Annotated in this window: 14 protein-coding genes; 8 read left to right on the forward strand and 6 right to left on the reverse strand. The window is 38.4% G+C overall.

The features are described from left to right. Nucleotides 1-2: 2 nt before the first annotated feature. Genes FZF08_RS06230 through FZF08_RS06240 form a run of 3 tightly spaced genes read left to right on the forward strand, consistent with a single transcriptional unit; the run spans nucleotide 3 to nucleotide 2,900 of the window. Entirely contained in the window at nucleotides 3-1,004 is a 1,002-nt protein-coding gene (locus FZF08_RS06230) for a glycosyltransferase (protein ID WP_159467765.1), read from the forward strand. 24 nt (nucleotides 1,005-1,028) lie between these two features. Beyond that, a complete protein-coding gene (locus FZF08_RS06235; RefSeq protein ID WP_159467766.1) occupies nucleotides 1,029-1,796 on the forward strand; it encodes a TatD family hydrolase in 768 nt (255 codons plus the stop codon). Nucleotides 1,797-1,826: 30 nt separating this feature from the next. Beyond that, complete coding sequence (locus FZF08_RS06240; RefSeq protein WP_159467767.1) at nucleotides 1,827-2,900, forward strand: asparaginase; 1,074 nt, start codon at nucleotides 1,827-1,829, stop codon at nucleotides 2,898-2,900. A gap of 1 nt (nucleotide 2,901) precedes the next feature. Here the strand turns inward: FZF08_RS06240 and FZF08_RS06245 are convergent, their stop codons facing one another. The 4 genes from FZF08_RS06245 to FZF08_RS06260 all read right to left on the reverse strand — a co-directional run bounded on the left by FZF08_RS06245 (nucleotide 2,902) and on the right by FZF08_RS06260 (nucleotide 8,346). Continuing rightward, complete coding sequence (locus tag FZF08_RS06245) at nucleotides 2,902-3,465, reverse strand: hypothetical protein (RefSeq protein WP_159467768.1); 564 nt, start codon at nucleotides 3,463-3,465, stop codon at nucleotides 2,902-2,904. Between the two features lie 102 nt (nucleotides 3,466-3,567). Continuing rightward, nucleotides 3,568-6,081, reverse strand: coding sequence for a phosphocholine-specific phospholipase C (locus tag FZF08_RS06250; protein WP_159467769.1), 2,514 nt, complete (start codon nucleotides 6,079-6,081; stop codon nucleotides 3,568-3,570). Between the two features lie 148 nt (nucleotides 6,082-6,229). Further along, nucleotides 6,230-7,981, reverse strand: a complete 1,752-nt coding sequence (locus tag FZF08_RS06255) for an SMP-30/gluconolactonase/LRE family protein (RefSeq protein ID WP_159467770.1) — start codon at nucleotides 7,979-7,981, stop codon at nucleotides 6,230-6,232. Nucleotides 7,982-8,157: 176 nt separating this feature from the next. Next, a complete protein-coding gene (locus FZF08_RS06260) occupies nucleotides 8,158-8,346 on the reverse strand; it encodes a hypothetical protein (RefSeq protein ID WP_159467771.1) in 189 nt (62 codons plus the stop codon). A 622-nt stretch (nucleotides 8,347-8,968) separates the two neighbouring features. Between FZF08_RS06260 and FZF08_RS06265 the strand changes: the two genes are divergently transcribed. From FZF08_RS06265 to FZF08_RS06275, 3 genes are all read left to right on the forward strand, one after another. Then, nucleotides 8,969-9,256, forward strand: a complete 288-nt coding sequence (locus FZF08_RS06265; protein ID WP_159467772.1) for an HU family DNA-binding protein — start codon at nucleotides 8,969-8,971, stop codon at nucleotides 9,254-9,256. 287 nt (nucleotides 9,257-9,543) lie between these two features. After that, the gene (locus FZF08_RS06270; protein ID WP_229216433.1) at nucleotides 9,544-10,242 is read left to right on the forward strand and encodes a lipid-binding SYLF domain-containing protein; all 699 of its coding nucleotides are present in this window, start codon (nucleotides 9,544-9,546) and stop codon (nucleotides 10,240-10,242) included. A 14-nt stretch (nucleotides 10,243-10,256) separates the two neighbouring features. After that, a complete protein-coding gene (locus FZF08_RS06275) occupies nucleotides 10,257-10,460 on the forward strand; it encodes a KTSC domain-containing protein (RefSeq protein WP_159467773.1) in 204 nt (67 codons plus the stop codon). 5 nt (nucleotides 10,461-10,465) lie between these two features. Here FZF08_RS06275 and FZF08_RS06280 read toward each other — a convergent pair whose 3' ends face one another. Both FZF08_RS06280 and FZF08_RS06285 read right to left on the reverse strand, forming a co-directional pair. Further along, a complete protein-coding gene (locus FZF08_RS06280; RefSeq protein ID WP_159467774.1) occupies nucleotides 10,466-11,191 on the reverse strand; it encodes a LytTR family DNA-binding domain-containing protein in 726 nt (241 codons plus the stop codon). Between the two features lie 18 nt (nucleotides 11,192-11,209). Continuing rightward, complete coding sequence (locus FZF08_RS06285) at nucleotides 11,210-12,331, reverse strand: sensor histidine kinase (RefSeq protein ID WP_159467775.1); 1,122 nt, start codon at nucleotides 12,329-12,331, stop codon at nucleotides 11,210-11,212. 356 nt (nucleotides 12,332-12,687) lie between these two features. On the opposite strand from FZF08_RS06285, the gene FZF08_RS06290 reads away from it, so the two are divergent. Both FZF08_RS06290 and FZF08_RS06295 read left to right on the forward strand, forming a co-directional pair. Further along, nucleotides 12,688-15,153, forward strand: a complete 2,466-nt coding sequence (locus tag FZF08_RS06290; protein ID WP_159467776.1) for a TonB-dependent receptor domain-containing protein — start codon at nucleotides 12,688-12,690, stop codon at nucleotides 15,151-15,153. A gap of 80 nt (nucleotides 15,154-15,233) precedes the next feature. Continuing rightward, entirely contained in the window at nucleotides 15,234-16,163 is a 930-nt protein-coding gene (locus FZF08_RS06295; RefSeq protein ID WP_229216434.1) for a Nif3-like dinuclear metal center hexameric protein, read from the forward strand. Nucleotides 16,164-16,191: the final 28 nt, after the last annotated feature.

A 16,191-nucleotide genomic window follows, 5' to 3' on the forward strand; every position in this document is an offset into this window, starting at 1 on the left:
TTATGTCTAATTTATTACCTCCCGTTAAAGTAAGTATTTTATTGGCCGCCCGTAATGAAGAGGCAAATATAGAACGTTGTTTAAAATCACTTGACGCTTTGCAATTTCCAAAAGATAATCTGGAAATTTGTATCGGCGATGATGATTCCTCAGATTGTACATCTGAAATTATTCAGGAATTCATAAAAGATAAACCACATTTCAGGTACTTTAAAATCACAGGACAATCTCTGCTTTTAAAAGGTAAGACAAATGTTCTGGCGCAACTTGCACATCAGGCCAGAGGAGAGTATTTTTTCTTTTGTGATGCTGATATCGCCGTTCCTACCACCTGGGTGGATAAAATGATGTTATATTTCAAGCAAAATACAGGCATTGTTGTTGGTTTAACCCGAATGAAAAAAAGCAGCTTCTTCGCTGATTTCCTTTCTCTGGAATGGCTTTTCACCTTGTCGGTCATGCGGTTTTTCGCTTTATTTAACATTGGAATTACAGGCCTTGGAAATAATATGGCTGTGAGTAGAAAGGCGTATGAAAGCGTTGGCGGTTATGAAGGTATTGACTTTTCAATCGTTGAAGATCACGCACTTTTTAAAGCTATCACAGAGAATAAATATGAATTTGTCCAGGCATATGTCCCCGAAGTTATTGCATTGTCTGAGCCTGTTTCTTCTTTTAAAGAATTAATGATCCAAAGAAAACGATGGATGCATGGGATTATGCAGGCGCCAATAGTTCTAAGAATAAGTTTGATCATTTGTGCACTTTTAATTCCAATGATTGGTATTATCGCTATCTGGGATCCTGCACGAAGTGTCAGAATGATCGTTTCGAATTACATTTTGATTACCGGAATCAGTGTAATATCACTAATTTTTTTAAAACAAAAAGACCTCTGGAAAACTGTTTTTCTTTTTTGGTTTTATATGCTGGGCATAACAATTCTTATGCTGACCGTCCATTTTCTGCCAGGAAAAACAGTTTGGAAAGACAGAACCTATTGATAGAATTTAAGTAAAAAAAAGACCATGATAGAAACGCATGCCCATATTTATGATGAAAAGTATGATGAAGATCGTACCGAAATGTTGCAACGTGCCTGGGATTTAGGGATTGAACAAATATGGATGCCCAATTGTGATCATACGACAATTCCGGGAATGATGCAGCTTGCAGAAACCTTTCCGGATAAGTGTCTGCCTATGATTGGTTTGCATCCTACTTACGTAAAAGAAGGATTTGAAAAGGAATTGGAGATTGTTGAAGCATGGCTTGACAAATACAAATTCATTGCCGTTGGAGAAATCGGGATAGATTTATTTTGGGATAAAACCTTTCGTGCCCAACAGGAAGAGGCTTTTTTATACCAATGTAAACTTGCCAGAAAACATAATCTATGGATTGATATTCACTGTCGTGAGGCTTTTTGGGAAACTGTTGCCCTGATAGAAAAATTTGCAGATTCATCGTTAACTGGTATTTTTCACTGTTTTATTGGCACACTGGAAGAAGCTCAAAAAGCAATTGATTTAGGATTTAAACTGGGAATCGGTGGTGTTTCTACTTTCAAAAACGGAGGTCTGGATAAGGTGCTTCCTTTTATTGATTTAGAAAATCTCGTTTTGGAAACCGATAGTCCTTATCTGGCGCCAACGCCTTATCGCGGCAAAAGAAACGAAGTTTCTTACATTGATCTGGTTGCACAGCGTGTTGCGGACTTAAAACAAATTACAAAACAGGAAGTCATTGACACAACGACAAAAACAGCAAAGTCTCTGTTAACTTTGGCAAACTAAATAGAACGGAATAATTATTGCAACTAGAAAATGCCTTACAATACAATCCATATCAATCCAATTTCTCCTGAGCCGCCACGTGCTTCCGTTCTTGTAATTTACACAGGAGGAACATTAGGTATGGTTTACGAAACAAAAGGAAAACAACTGGTTCCGTTCAATTTTGATCAGGTTATTGAAAAAGTCCCGGAAATAAGAAGGCTCGATTTCGAAATTACTATCCTTAGTTTAAAGGAGCCGATCGATTCATCCAATATGGATCCGGAAATATGGATTGAACTTGCTAAAATCATATTTGACAACTATGAAAAATATGACAGTTTTGTCATTCTGCACGGGACTGATACGATGGCCTACACTGCTTCAGCGTTGAGTTTTTTACTTGAAGATTTAAATAAACCGGTAATTCTTACCGGCGCTCAGTTGCCGATTGGTGTGGCAAGATCCGATGCACGGGAAAACTTTATAACGGCACTCGAACTAGCCGCTGCAACGAATGAAGAAGGCATACCTGTCCTATCCGAAGTTTGCATCTATTTTAATTCACATCTTCTCCGTGGCAACCGCAGCAAAAAACAGGAAAGTTCCGATTTCAACGCGTTTCATTCCGAAAATTATCCTCCATTGGCCAATGCAGGCGTGAGAATTGACTGGAATTTTCCATTTATCGATCCTTTTGAACAGAATAAAAAGTTAAAAATCCAGTCAAAACTGGATACCAATGTTGCTTTTTTAAAACTATTTCCCGGGATAAGTCATCAGGTTGTAAAATCAATTTTAGGAATTGAAGGAATAAAAGGCATTGTCATGGAAACGTATGGAGCGGGAAATGCAACTACGGCTCCCTGGTTTTTGGAAGAAATAGAAAAAACGATCGCACGTGGTGTGATTATTTTCAACGTTTCTCAATGTGATGGTGGACGCGTGGCCCAGGGACATTACCAGACAAGTAAGTTTTTAAAACAGGTTGGCGTTGTGAGCGGTTCAGATATTACTGCCGAAGCCGCTATTACCAAAATGATGTATGTTTTTGGAAAAGAAACAGATCATGCCAAATGCGTTGAAATGCTAAAAAATCCGATGCGTGGGGAAATGACGATTTGATCTACAATGTTTTAAAAATGAATTTATAAGTGGCAGAAAATGGTTGTTTGAAGTGATCGTAACGGGCAGATGCAGGAGCACCTACTACCCATTGACTTTTCTTTTCGACAACTTCTTCTGATCGATAGTCATTTTTCAAGACAAGACCTTTTTTGATTGCGATTTCATCTGCTTCACGCCACGCCTGAACGGTAATTTCATGAAATAATTTATCTTTATCTTGTTTGGAAAATTCTGGTTTGACAGCCATTCCACCAAGCTCCGGATGAGCATCTCTATATTTTTCTAAAAGAAGATATTGGTCGTGAGTAAGCAAAATTTGGTGTACAGGGTATTTATAAACAAAGTCGCCACGATCCATCGTTGATTCTGTCGTGCGAATTATTTTTAACTGACTGTTCTCTACAAAATCCAGAAATGCCTTATTTTTTTTAGCAAAATCCTTTTCAAAAGACTCTTTATTATTGAAGCTGAAAACTGTCCAGAAAATCACAGTTTCTGCTGTGAAATATTCTTCTTTTGAAACAACAACTTCAATTTCCTGAGCTGACAAAGCGTTTTCCATTAGTGTACAGTAATTATAAAAATTAAACCTGAATAACTTAAACTATCCGTTTTGAAAAGATAGAAAAAAAGTCATTCAGGATCAATTTTGTTAAATCATTTTCTAAACAATTCCACCCATCAACGGATCTGTTTTAGTGACAAGCCCTGTTTCCACATGACCAGCAAAACGTTCCTGATAAGCTTCACAACCTTTTATTTTCACACTGAAATCGTACCAGTTATAATTTTTCGAAAGATTTAAAACGATTGAAGTCTGAGCTCCGGCTGGTATTGCTTTATTCTGATTTTCTGCTTTATAACTGTTATCAAGTATCGATAGAACGTGTGTTTTGGTATCGGTATTAGTAACGGTGATCAACACATTCCCAGTTAATCTTGACGGATTAAGTCGGCTGGCTTCATAGGTGCAGGTAAGTTTAACCAACGGATTATTTTTATTCCCGGCAAATTCTCTGTAAAATCCATTCGGGCCATACACTCTGAAATGATACTGTTCCTTTTCAAAATCAGTCAGACTAAATTCATCTTTAAGCATATCACCGGCCGCGACGCTGTAATCCCATGAGCGCAAAGAATCATTTTGATAAGGATTCATAGCATAAACGCGAAACGGTGATCCCGTTGCTTTGTTACCAAATACCTTATTTCCTGCTTTAAACGAAAGTACTATACTGTTTTTACTTTTGTCAAAAACAGTGTGAACATAATTTTCATAAGGCAAAGCACAAGCGGATCTTACACCTTTTTCCTGTTTTGGGAAATAGGGCGACTCGTGGTGATTGGTATTGATCTGTTCAATTTCTGCTTTTGTCAATTGCTTGTAATTGTCAGGAGCATTTTTAAACTGCGCCTGATGAATTCCTTCAATAAACGGTTTCCGTATCAGGAATTCAGGTTTTGTAATCGCCTCTCCATTGTATGGCCGGAAAACAGAAGTGAGGTCGCCACAAATTGTCCGGCGCCATGCTGTAATGTTTTCTTCCTGGATCTTTTTACTAAATTTCTTTTCAAGGAAATTCTCCAAAAATTGCAAGGATGACGTATGATCAAAAACCTCGGAGTTCACAAAACCTCCGCGCGACCAGGGCGACGCGATGATCATCGGAACACGATATCCCAAACCGATTGAACCGTCACGAAGATTATTTTCCTGCATTGAAGGATTTGTTTGCTGGCTTTTAGTTGCAAAATCCAATTTCGGATCAATGCCTTTTGATACTTTACCGGTATTCTCCTTATACGGATTTGGAACAACATAAGGCGGCATGTGATCGAAATATCCATCATTTTCATCATAGGTAACGATGAAAATTGTCTTTTTCCAAACCTCCGGATTTTCCAGCAAAATTTCCATTGCTTCACTCACATACCATGGACCAAACCACGGCTGGCCCGGATGATCTGAAAAGTGTGCAGGAGGCATCAACCAGGACACGGTTGGCAAAGTACCATTTTTGACATCTTCTCTAAATTGATGAAAAACATCACCTTTGGGCACTTTTAATTCTCTTTCGGTACCTTTATCATCATATTTCAGTTCTTCAAGCTCGTGGTAATAAGCATCATTTATGTTAGTTATGAATGCCTTATTATGTAATTCTTTTGCCTGCTCGGAAAGATTATTATAGGTTTCAGTAGTAAATCTTGATTGCGCTGTTTCAATTAGTGTAAGTAATTTTTTCGCCGCTGCGAGGCGCTGAGCTACTTTTTCGTCAGTAGGCTGCTTTTCCATTTCACCGATCTGCTGCAAAAGATTTTCCTTTTTTGACTGCAAATTGGCAATTCCTCCTTCATGAAGTCTGACATTATATTGCTTGTAATATTCCAGCACATTTGTTCCGAAATTACTAAGCCAGGCACTTTCTTCACCTTTCAGGCCGTAACCCATTGTCAGCTCGTTCTGGTAAATTTTCCATGAAACCCCATTTTCCTGCAAGCGTTCCGGGTAGGTTTTCCAACTTAATTCGGGATATTCATAGTTGCTATTATTCCACAAATGTGCAATCGCATCCACTTCATTTTTTTCACGAACAGTACCCGTCATAAAATAATGACGGTTCGGGTGCGTGCCCGTTATGCTTGAACAAAAATTATGATCACAAACCGTAAAAGCATCCGCCAGAGAATAATAAAAAGGAAAATCTGCACGATCGCAATAACCCATTGTTAAGGGGATTTTTGCATACTCTTTATTTCTGGCTTTCTTTACATCCAGCCATTTATCGTATTTCCCATCATTCATAGCATCCGTCTGATCCGTCCAGTTATGCGGAACAGAACCCATCCAGGCCACTTTTGTATCCTTCACATTGAGTTGAAATGGCCCGTAGGTTTCACCTTCTTTATTTGTTTGAAGCCATACCTTATTTTTATCCGGCAATTGAATCGCACGTGGATCGTTAAAACCGCGAACGCCCTGCAAACTTCCGAGCTGGTGATCAAAAGAACGGTTTTCCTGCATCAGAAACACGATATGTTCCGCGTCGTAAAACGTACTTCCAAGAGCAGGATTAATCGCCATTGCTCTTTCAATAACAGCCGGTAACATGTTGGCCATCGCACCCGTACCCGACAAAAGTGCGGCTTTCTTTAAGAAGTCTCTTCTTGAATTCATGTTGAATAAAATGCTAAATTCCTTTGATCAAATGTTTTTCAACATCCTGTAAAAGATCAAATTTATCCCGGGAAATCTAAGCAAATGTTAAGTGCAGATTATCTTTTAATTATCCGGCTTATCCTGTACGAATAGCTAAACTCAAATCTTACAATTTAGGCGCTTCGGGTTTATTTGGTTTGTCCCAGTTATTTGCTCCTTTCGTATTCAGCTTACGTTTGTATACTTTATCGTTTGCAGTTACATAAAGTATGTCAAAATCTTTTCCTCCAAAAGCTACATTTGATGCATTTCCATTGGGTGTTGGCAAAATGGCATTTACCCTGCCAGTCTGATCCAGAATCTGAATTCCTGCTTTTGTCGTCACATAAATCCTGCCGTCACGGTCGCAGGTGAGGCCATCTCCCCAGGCATTTTCATCGGCATCCCGAACATGCAGCCAACCGAATTTTTGTTTACTTCCCAACGTTCCGTCTTTCAAAATCTGATAGGAATAAACCCAATGCGAGGCCGATTCCGTAACATACAATAATGTTTGGTCCGGTGAAAGTGCCAGTCCGTTGGCATAAAGCAAACCCTTATCTACCTCCACTTTTTCTCCATTTGGCCTGATCAGAAAAATCAAAGATGGTTTTTCTTTGCCATCTGGTACAGTCACGTATACATTTCCATTATTGGCGACCGTCAAATCATTCCCGACGATATTGGTAGCAATATCCACCTTTTTTCCATCCGGAGAATATTTAACAATAGATGATGCTTTTTGGGCAACTTCGTAGCGATTAGCTTCCTTATCAAACTCTGCTCCGGTCGCATTAAATGAAGTTTCGTTTACAATTTCTACCTTATTAGTATTCCCAACTTTATAGGTTTTACCATTTGGAATATCCTGAAAAAATAAATCACCGGCTTGATTAACAGTTGGGCCTTCGGTAAATCTATATCCCTCTCCAACTAATTCCCAGCTGTGTTCTGGCTTCAATAAGGTTGAAAGAAACTGATTCTGACTTTTTCCAACTGGTACCGGTTTTGGCCAGTCTTTCCATAAATAACGCATCGCAGCGGGAAAAACTGCCGTTCCCTGTTTACCATTATGGCCGCCCACACCCCATTGATAATTCACTTCATAACCCGAAAAAGTCAGAGCCCGAAGCATTGTATGATTTGCCATCCACCAGTCGCCAGCGTATATGTTGAGGTCATTGCTGCCATCCTGCATATAAATTCTCAACGGTTTTGGCTCGTATTTTCGGATTAAAATCGGATAACGGTCGGCGCCGCGCAAACCTATATAAGTTCCGATCGCACTGAAAACCCGCGTAAATGCATCCGGCCTTTCCCAGGCTGCCGTAAAAGCACAAACCGCTCCGCTACTTGACCCGCCGATTGCACGGTCGTTTCCATTTTTTGATAATTTTATCGCCCTGCCATCACTTGTCTTTTGCTTTTCTACTTCGGGTAAAATTTCATCCAGGATAAATCTCGCATAAGAATCTCCTAATCCGTCAAACTCAAAACTCCTGTTAAACCGGTCAAGAGCTTCATTGGAATATTCTGCTCTTACTTTTCCATGCATGACAAAAACGCCAATAGTTACCGGCATTTCTCCTTTGTGAATCAGATTATCAAAAACCGTTGGCGCCTTCCACTGAATTCCATCCTGGTTGACATAAACACAAGCAGGTTTATCGGCTTTATATTGAGCCGGAATATACACCCAGTATTCACGCCAGGTTCCCGGAAATATTTTTGAATTCTCAAATGTAAATTTCAAAACCTCGCCTTTGGGAACATTAGGCTGCTCCTCAGATGCAGGATCGACTGCATAATTCTCAACGGTGTTTTGCGCTTGTAAAAAATGAACAAAAAATAAGAGCAGAAGGAATGGAATTCGTTTCATTGATTTCAGGATTAGGGATTTAATAGTAAAAATGACGATCCTTCAAAATCTACTATTCCTTGTCATATCCTGACTTCTACATATTCATTTTTCAAATTGATACAAAAACAAAAAAACCGGCAGCTGTCGGCTACCAGTTTTCAATATAAATAAGTTAAAAATCAGCGATGATACTTTTAAGCCAGCTCACAGCTGTTTTCACTAAAAAATTTCACTTCGCCGGTTACTGTATTTCTACATTTCACCTTACCAGTAAATTTGGTAGTTGCGCCCTTTTTGATGTTTTCGTGTTCCAGGATCATCCAGATATCAGGGTGATTCTTAACTTTTACTTTCACACGGTCATTATATTTCTGTACAGCCATTTTTCAAATTTCAATTTTTCAGAACAGCAAATATAACTAATGTTTTCTCTATAACATGTCAGCAGAAAACCTGAATGATCAGAACCTCTTGCAACCGAGCAATTTTTTAGTGATCATTTCTTTACATAAAGGCAACCTGATTTTTAAAATCCTAAGAAAAATACAACCTTTTACTATAAACATGTTGCCTTTAAAAGAGTATAAAACTTCCGAAATGTGACTTTATAAATTGCCATCAGATTACAACTAACTCCTTAGTGAAAGGACAATATTTTCGGCTATTTATTAGTCATTTTGTTTGAAAACTCCGGTGGAAAATTTTACAGGACAATTTTTATATTCCGAACGATTCAGCACCGGGATTATGGTGTTAGGACAACAATTGCACTATAATATCGTTATAGAAAACATATAATTTTTCTTCGCAAAGGAAGTATTGGAAGTGAGGATATCCAAAATCGGTTGAAAAGCTGGAATTAAATCAGAATGTATTTTCCAAAATGTAATTTTGAGAAAAATTAAACCGCCAAACAAAAAAATTAAATTGCTAATTACGATTAAAGTGCTCTATTTCAAGGCAAAATTGTAGCTTTGTAAAACAACGACCCTAAAAATTAAGCAAATGACGAAAGCAGAAACCGTTTCCAAACTGGTCGAAATGACCGGAATACAAAAAGAGGAAACTGAACAAATCCTTGAAGCCTTTTTCTTAACGGTTAAAGACTCGATGAGTGAAGGTGAAAATATTTACATCCGCGGTTTCGGTAGTTTTATTGTCAAAAAAAGAGCGGCGAAAATCGCCAGAAACATTTCATTGAAATCTTCGGTAATGGTGCCTGCAAGCTTCATTCCATTTTTCAAACCTTCACCGGATTTTACAAATCAAGTCAAAGAAGGACAGCCAAAATAAGTTTGCAACCACATTGAATGTTCAAAATACTAAAAGTCCTGCTAACCGTTGCAGGGCTTTTTTTCGTGTATGCGACACCCATTTTAACTAATCACAACCAAAAACAAAATGCCGTAGGCATGACCGACATGGTAGCCCCAGGTTTCAACCTGGGGGATCGATAATTTTCCCAGCCATATTTTCCGAAATCATCACAACCAAAATTCATTCCAAAAAACCAAAAACACCTCAGGCACGATAGTTTAAGCATTTATACAAATGCGAAAGTATTTCCACTCGTTTAAAATATGACCAAACTTACCATGCTTATTAAGAAATTAAGTTCTCAGATATTCCAGGTTGCCATGCTTGTCAATATTGCATCCTTCACCCCTGCTTTTGCACAGGATAAAGAAGATGATAAAATAAAAGCAGCTACATCTGTTTTAAATGATTTCAGCCAGATGAAAGAAAACATACCGGCACAATTGATGACACTCTCGCAAGGAATTATCATTGTACCTAAAATGATTAACGCCGGATTGTTGGTTGGAGCAAAACATGGCAAAGGTATTGCGATGATAAAAGGAACAAACGGGCAATGGAGCGACCCTATTTTCGTAACCATTACGGGTGGCAGTGTTGGCGCACAAATTGGTGTGCAGGCTACCGATTTAATTCTGGTTTTTAAAAGCAGTAAAACGCTTACAGAAATTGGAAAAGGCAGTTTTACATTGGGCGGTGATTTATCAGTAGCGGCAGGACCTGTTGGAAGAAGTTCGTCGGCCCAAACAGATTACAAGTTAGAGGCAGAAGTGTACTCCTATTCACGCAGTAAAGGACTTTTTGCGGGTATCACGCTGAATGGGGCCGCTTTATCTGTTGATGAAAAAGCGAACAACGAGTTTTATGATGACTCGTCGGATGCAAATACTATTTTAACTTCGTCTCATACAAGCTCAAACCTTGTTGCAGATTTGAAGAATAAACTGGAAAGTTTTAAATAAATCGTTTGTCAGAAATGCCGTCATCCGTTGTTGCAAAAATGATATATGTTGATGAAACGGAAATATTAAGAGTTATTTATGTTTCCGGGATGGTTTATGACTATAAAAAAGTCCTTTTGGAAGTCTATGAAGCGATGAAAGCTTCAGACTCCAAAGGGACTTTTTTAAATCAGAATATTAAAAACAACTACGAATTTGTGAAAGTTGAGTTGAAGTAGAATATTTATTTAACCCACAAATTTTTGCTCACAATCTGCTTCAAAACCTGTTCACGGTGATTTCGGCTTACAGGAATCCGGTGCGACTGAATAAAAATTTCATTTCCTTCAATACCTTCCACCCTGTTCACCGAAACGATGTAAGATTTATGAACACGGATAAAAAAGCGGCTATCCAGATTCTGTTCAAGGTTTTTCATATAAAGTAAGGTTACAAATTTTCCTTTGTCAGTATAAATTGTGACATAATTCTGCATTCCTTCAATAAAAAGAATATCGGCCAGGATGATCTTTTCATATTTATTTCCGCATTTGACAAAGAAATAATCCGCTGCTGCTTCCGGAGAATTTCCGTTAGTAATATCTCTGTTTATCAACTGATGATACTCTTTGGCTTTTGAAGCTGCTTTGAAAAACCGCTCAAAAGTGATTGGTTTCAGAAGATAATCCAGAACATCCAACTGAAAACTTTCCAGTGCAAAACTTGGGAAAGCGGTTGTAATCACGACAAGCGGAGGATTTTTAATAATTTTCAAAAAATCAATTCCACTCATTTTCGGCATCTGGATATCCAGAAAAATCAAATCAACAGGATTTTCATCCAGCATTTTTATAAGTTCAACCGGATTTTCACAGGTGCCTGTCAGATGCAGGAAATCAATTTCCCGTACATAATTGGCGATACCTTCCCTTGCCAGCGGTTCATCATCAACAATCACACAATTCAACATAATAGGGCAGTTTGAGGATCAGGCAGCAATTTCTTCAAATTTAGGAATCACAAGTTCGGAAAGATTCAAGGAAAGTTTTACCTCAAAATCTGAATCATTGTTTTGTATATCAAGCGCGTACTGTCCGGAATATATCAAATCAAGTCTTCGCTTTACATTTTTTAGTCCAATTCCTCCATATTGAATCAAGTCGCTGGTCAATTTAGGCGAAGTACTGTTAAAAACTGAAAAATTCAGATGCGTATTATTCAGCTCCAAATTTATACTGATGTAGTTCGTTTTTCCGCTATTCCTGGATACATGTTTAAAAGCATTTTCAACAAAAATCATTAAAACGAACGGGGCAATACCCAAATTCCCGGAATCGATCGCATTCATTCTGCAACCAATTTCTATGTTATCGTTCTGCCGTAGTTTTTCAAGTTCAATAAAATTTTTCATGTAATCAATTTCCCTGCTTAGCGGAATCTGGATATCGTTGCACTCGTAGAGCTGATATCTTAAAAGTTCGGAAAACCTTGCCAAGGCATCCGAGGCCATATCCGGGTTTTTATGAATCAGGAAAAAGATGGAATTGATTGTATTGAAAAGAAAATGAGGGTTAAACTGATTTTTTAAAAATTTCAGTTCCGTTTCCAGTTTTTCCTTTTCCAGTTCCCGCTGGCGATTTTCCGTTTGGATCCAGTTTTTAGTAAGCTTGATACTCATCGCCAGGGTCATGCTCGCCAAGGTTGAAGGCAAGGATGTTGTGGACAAAAAATATAAACAACTTCCATTGGGCCCATACATTTCATTGAGCGATTTTCCGGCAAAAAAAGCAGCCAGATAGTAACCCGGAACAATGAGTAAGGAAGCCGCCATAATTGTCAAAAGCAGATAAATCACATATTCAGTAAACCTGCTTTTTTCAAGAAATTTCGGGATCAGATAATATAGATTGAAGCAAACAGCCAGGACCTGAAAAACAACATAAAACAGAAATTTTACAGACATCGCTGTAAAAAGAATATTGTCAGCCGCCTTGAAAGGGTTTCCGATAGCAATGACCCACCACAAATACTGATATGCACACCAGAATGGAATATGGTAAAGTTTATATTTAAAAAACCAGTGTTGGTTTGATGTACTTTCAGTTATCATTTTTCAGTCTGGATTCGGATAGCGGTTTGTGATATTGAATTCTGTTAACTTGTTCAATATTAATCACAAATTTCAGTTTCGAAAGTAATGATTTTCAAGCGCTTTTCTTTATCAAAAATATGAAATGCGGCTATTGATTGACAAAATGCGTTTCTGGAAATGTAAACGGTTTTTATCTGTGATTTTTTAAAAATTAAGACAAGATTGACCCATTTTGTGTATTTGGTCAAATAGCTTCCTGCAAACGTCAATCCAATTTCTTCTTCAACCAGGTTCCTGATTTTTTTGTGATCGTTGTCAGCTTCATGATTTTTCTAATGTACTGATTGACAGCATTTCATAAAACAATTCATACCATGAAATTACTGCTTTTAAACCTGATCCTCTTCGGATTGGTACAGCAAACATTTGGTCAGATCTCCGGAAAGTTTGTCACGAAAAAAGACCAGCCAATCCCTTTCGCAAATGTAATTCTTTTGAATCCTGTCGATAGTTCACTAATCAAAGGGTCACTAACCAGTGAAACAGGTGATTTCCAAATTGGAGATATTCCGGCCGGTAAGTACGTTATTCGTTTTACTGCCGTAGGATTTCAAAACTGGACATCACAACTTTTCGAAATTCCCAGCACCGGAATTTCTTTTAATTTAGGTACGAGAAAGATTATTGAAGATACCAGGCAATTGGCTGAAGTTGTGATTAAGGCTGAGAAACCTTTATTCGAACAGAAAATTGAAGGCATAGTAGTTAATGTTGAAAATAGTATTCTCACGAAAGGAAGTTCCGCCTTAGCCGTTTTAGAACGCTCACCAGGCGTAGTGATTGATCATCGAAACAACAGCATTTCTTTAAATGGGAAAGACGGAGTTATGGTCATGATCAATGGAAAACTGATGCGCATGGCATTGTCGCAAGTAGTGGAATTGCTGAATGGAACCAGTGCGAATGATATTGAAAAAATTGAGCTACTGACTTCCCCTCCCTCCCGCTATGACGCCGACGGGAATGGTGGATTAATTAATATTGTGATGAAGAAAAACAGGGATCGGGGCATGAGCGGCTCGGTTTCACTTACAGGCGGATACGGCTATCGTGAAAAAGGAATGGCTGGTTTTAACCTGAGTAAAAACACGGAGAAAATCAGAAGCTACGGCTCCTACTCTTTTTCTCATGACCGGACATACAGTTATATGTTCATCAATAGTTCTCAGAATATGCCTGTTCTGGGCGGAAAACTTGCCGTAACTGTTTATGATACAACCAGAACCGCCCAGAATAATCATAACTCAACTGCCGGGCTCGACTATAAAATTAATTCCAGGGTGACTATTGGTGGAAACGTAATTTACAATGCCAGCAACTCATCTTCCGTATCAGAAACGCATGCCAGATATAATGTTTTGCCCGATTCACTTCTCACATTTGACGGCCAAATAAGCGGAAATAATCACTGGAAAAATTTAGTTTCTTCTCTTTATCTCGAAAAGGAAATAAAGTCAGGTGAAAAACTGAATTTTGATCTCAACTACCTGCGTTTCAAAAATAATAATCCCTCACAGATCAAGAGTTCTTTTCTAAATGCTGACGGTATGCAGGGAGGGACTAATGACAGTTTATTTGCCCCAATTCAACAGGGATTTGCCAGGACTGCCATACAAGTTGGCGTTTTGAAATCAGATTATTCCAAACAGATTTCAAAAAAAATGAAAATGGAAACCGGGATAAAACAGACTTATTCGGAAGGGAAAAGTTTGTCGGGAATTGAAAGTCTTATCGATGGAAAATGGGTAAACCGTTCTGAAACCTGGAACCAGATCCAGATGAAAGAAAGCATTAGCGCAGGTTATATTTCTTTCAGCACACTACCTGACCCAAGTATAAATCTCAATTTCGGAGCCCGTTTTGAATATTCTCAGACACATATGGACGATCCGAAAACAAATATAAACACGATCGATCGCAGACTTGGAAAACTGTTCCCCAACATTTCGTTTTCCAAAAAATTTAATGAAAATAATGAATTGCAGCTTTCTTATTCCAAAAGAATCAGCCGTCCTTCATACACGGATCTTGCTTCCTATGTTTCATACAGCGATCCGACCGCAGTTTATACCGGAAATCCTTTACTGAAACCAACCGTTACTGATAATCTAAAAATTGGCTACAATTACCGAAATTATGCTTTTGCTATACTTTTTAGTCATGACGACCATCCGATTGCCCGCTATCAGATTACTCAAAAACCGGAAGGAAATTTGCTTTACGTGTCACCCCAAAATCCGGATTTTCAAAATAACTTTACTTTCCAGGCCAGTTTACCATTTAACATTAAGGACTGGTGGACAATGAATTATGGTTTTGTTGGTGGGATAAGAAATTTCAAAGTGAGCTATACTTTGGTTCCGGTAGAAAAAACGTATTTTGGATATTCTGCAAATTTTAGCCAGACCTTTAAACTGCCGCAAAATTTTACGATGGAGATTTCCGGATGGTACAATGGAACATCCTATAACGGGTCGATCAAAACCAGAGGATTTGGGATGCTTAGTTCAGGAATAAAGAAAACGCTGAAAGGAAATGGAGGAAGTCTGCAATTTTCAGTTTCAGATATTTTAAGAACCATGCAAATCAACAACTACTACGGAACGCTGACAACTGAGGCTTTTTGTATAAAAAATCATGTGGCTTTTAATACTGAATCGCGCGTTTCTCCCATATTCAAACTGACCTACTTTAAATCTTTTGGAGGTAATCTCGGTAAAAATCTACGTAGTACCTCGTCCGGATCAAAAGATGAAGCGGACCGTTTAAATAATAATTAAAGCAAACAACTTTCTGGTATTGGCTGCGAAATTATTTAGATATACCTTGATTAACTTTTAAACTATTCCAGTCAAACCACATGAAAAACCAAGTTCTATCGTCCGACCTTTCTGGTTTAGACCGAAGAAAATTCATTATAAATTCTATCAAATCTGCTGCTGGCTTGGCTTTGCTAAGCCTGAGTCCTGCATTCTCAAAAGAAAATAACTGGTCTGTAAAAAAGCAATGGACGGTCCAGGAAGTAATGGATTTCGTATTAAAAGAGGGCGGACTTACTCCTTTGAAAGATACTGTCGATACCATCAAAATTGGAAAGGCGGATCAGGTTGTAACAGGAATTATTTCCACGATGTTTCCCACTATTTCGATCATTGAAGAAGCTGTCAAACGCAATGCAAATTTTATCATCACGCATGAGCCGTCATTTTATAATCACAACGACAAATCGGATTGGGTAAAAAACAATGCAGTTCTGAAACAGAAGCAGGAATTGCTTGAGAAACATAAAATGGTAATCTGGCGTTTTCATGATTACTGCCATTCCCTGAAACCGGATGCTGTGAGTTACGGTGTGGCAAAAAAAGCCAACTGGCTGCCATACTTTAAAACGGGTGAAGTTATGCTCAAAATTCCGCCGGTTTCTTTGCAAAAACTGGTGGAACATCTTAAAAAATCATTAGCTATTTCTCATCTAAGAATTATTGGCGATTTGGATCAAAATTGCGAACGGATCGCGCTACTGCCCGGAGCCTGGGGCGGACCGATGCAAGTTTCAACAGCTGAAAAAGAAAAACCGGATGTGCTCATTGTTGGGGAATTATCAGAATGGGAAACGGCTGAATACATTCGGGATGCGAGAAGTTTTGGTCAAAAAATCTCGTTAATTGTTTTAGGACATGCCGTAAGTGAAGAACCTGGTATGGAATGGTTTGCAGAGTGGCTGCAACCAAAATTGCCAGACGTGAAAATTACACATCTGGCATCGGGTGATCCTTTTATTTGGATTTAAAAACCAGAGCTAGGTTTCAGAATCAGAT

This window comes from Dyadobacter sp. 3J3 (assembly GCF_009801115.1).
GTDB lineage: Bacteria > Bacteroidota > Bacteroidia > Cytophagales > Spirosomataceae > Dyadobacter.

What these genes read in the sequence shown, in the direction of transcription:
- FZF08_RS06230 (WP_159467765.1), top strand. Translation starts at nt 3, where the DNA reads ATGTCTAATTTATTACCTCCCGTTAAAGTAAGTATTTTATTGGCCGCC.
- FZF08_RS06235 (WP_159467766.1), top strand. Translation starts at nt 1,029, where the DNA reads ATGATAGAAACGCATGCCCATATTTATGATGAAAAGTATGATGAAGAT.
- FZF08_RS06240 (WP_159467767.1), top strand. Translation starts at nt 1,827, where the DNA reads ATGCCTTACAATACAATCCATATCAATCCAATTTCTCCTGAGCCGCCA.
- FZF08_RS06245 (WP_159467768.1), bottom strand. Translation starts at nt 3,465, where the DNA reads ATGGAAAACGCTTTGTCAGCTCAGGAAATTGAAGTTGTTGTTTCAAAA.
- FZF08_RS06250 (WP_159467769.1), bottom strand. Translation starts at nt 6,081, where the DNA reads ATGAATTCAAGAAGAGACTTCTTAAAGAAAGCCGCACTTTTGTCGGGT.
- FZF08_RS06255 (WP_159467770.1), bottom strand. Translation starts at nt 7,981, where the DNA reads ATGAAACGAATTCCATTCCTTCTGCTCTTATTTTTTGTTCATTTTTTA.
- FZF08_RS06260 (WP_159467771.1), bottom strand. Translation starts at nt 8,346, where the DNA reads ATGGCTGTACAGAAATATAATGACCGTGTGAAAGTAAAAGTTAAGAAT.
- FZF08_RS06265 (WP_159467772.1), top strand. Translation starts at nt 8,969, where the DNA reads ATGACGAAAGCAGAAACCGTTTCCAAACTGGTCGAAATGACCGGAATA.
- FZF08_RS06270 (WP_229216433.1), top strand. Translation starts at nt 9,544, where the DNA reads ATGACCAAACTTACCATGCTTATTAAGAAATTAAGTTCTCAGATATTC.
- FZF08_RS06275 (WP_159467773.1), top strand. Translation starts at nt 10,257, where the DNA reads ATGCCGTCATCCGTTGTTGCAAAAATGATATATGTTGATGAAACGGAA.
- FZF08_RS06280 (WP_159467774.1), bottom strand. Translation starts at nt 11,191, where the DNA reads ATGTTGAATTGTGTGATTGTTGATGATGAACCGCTGGCAAGGGAAGGT.
- FZF08_RS06285 (WP_159467775.1), bottom strand. Translation starts at nt 12,331, where the DNA reads ATGATAACTGAAAGTACATCAAACCAACACTGGTTTTTTAAATATAAA.
- FZF08_RS06290 (WP_159467776.1), top strand. Translation starts at nt 12,688, where the DNA reads ATGAAATTACTGCTTTTAAACCTGATCCTCTTCGGATTGGTACAGCAA.
- FZF08_RS06295 (WP_229216434.1), top strand. Translation starts at nt 15,234, where the DNA reads ATGAAAAACCAAGTTCTATCGTCCGACCTTTCTGGTTTAGACCGAAGA.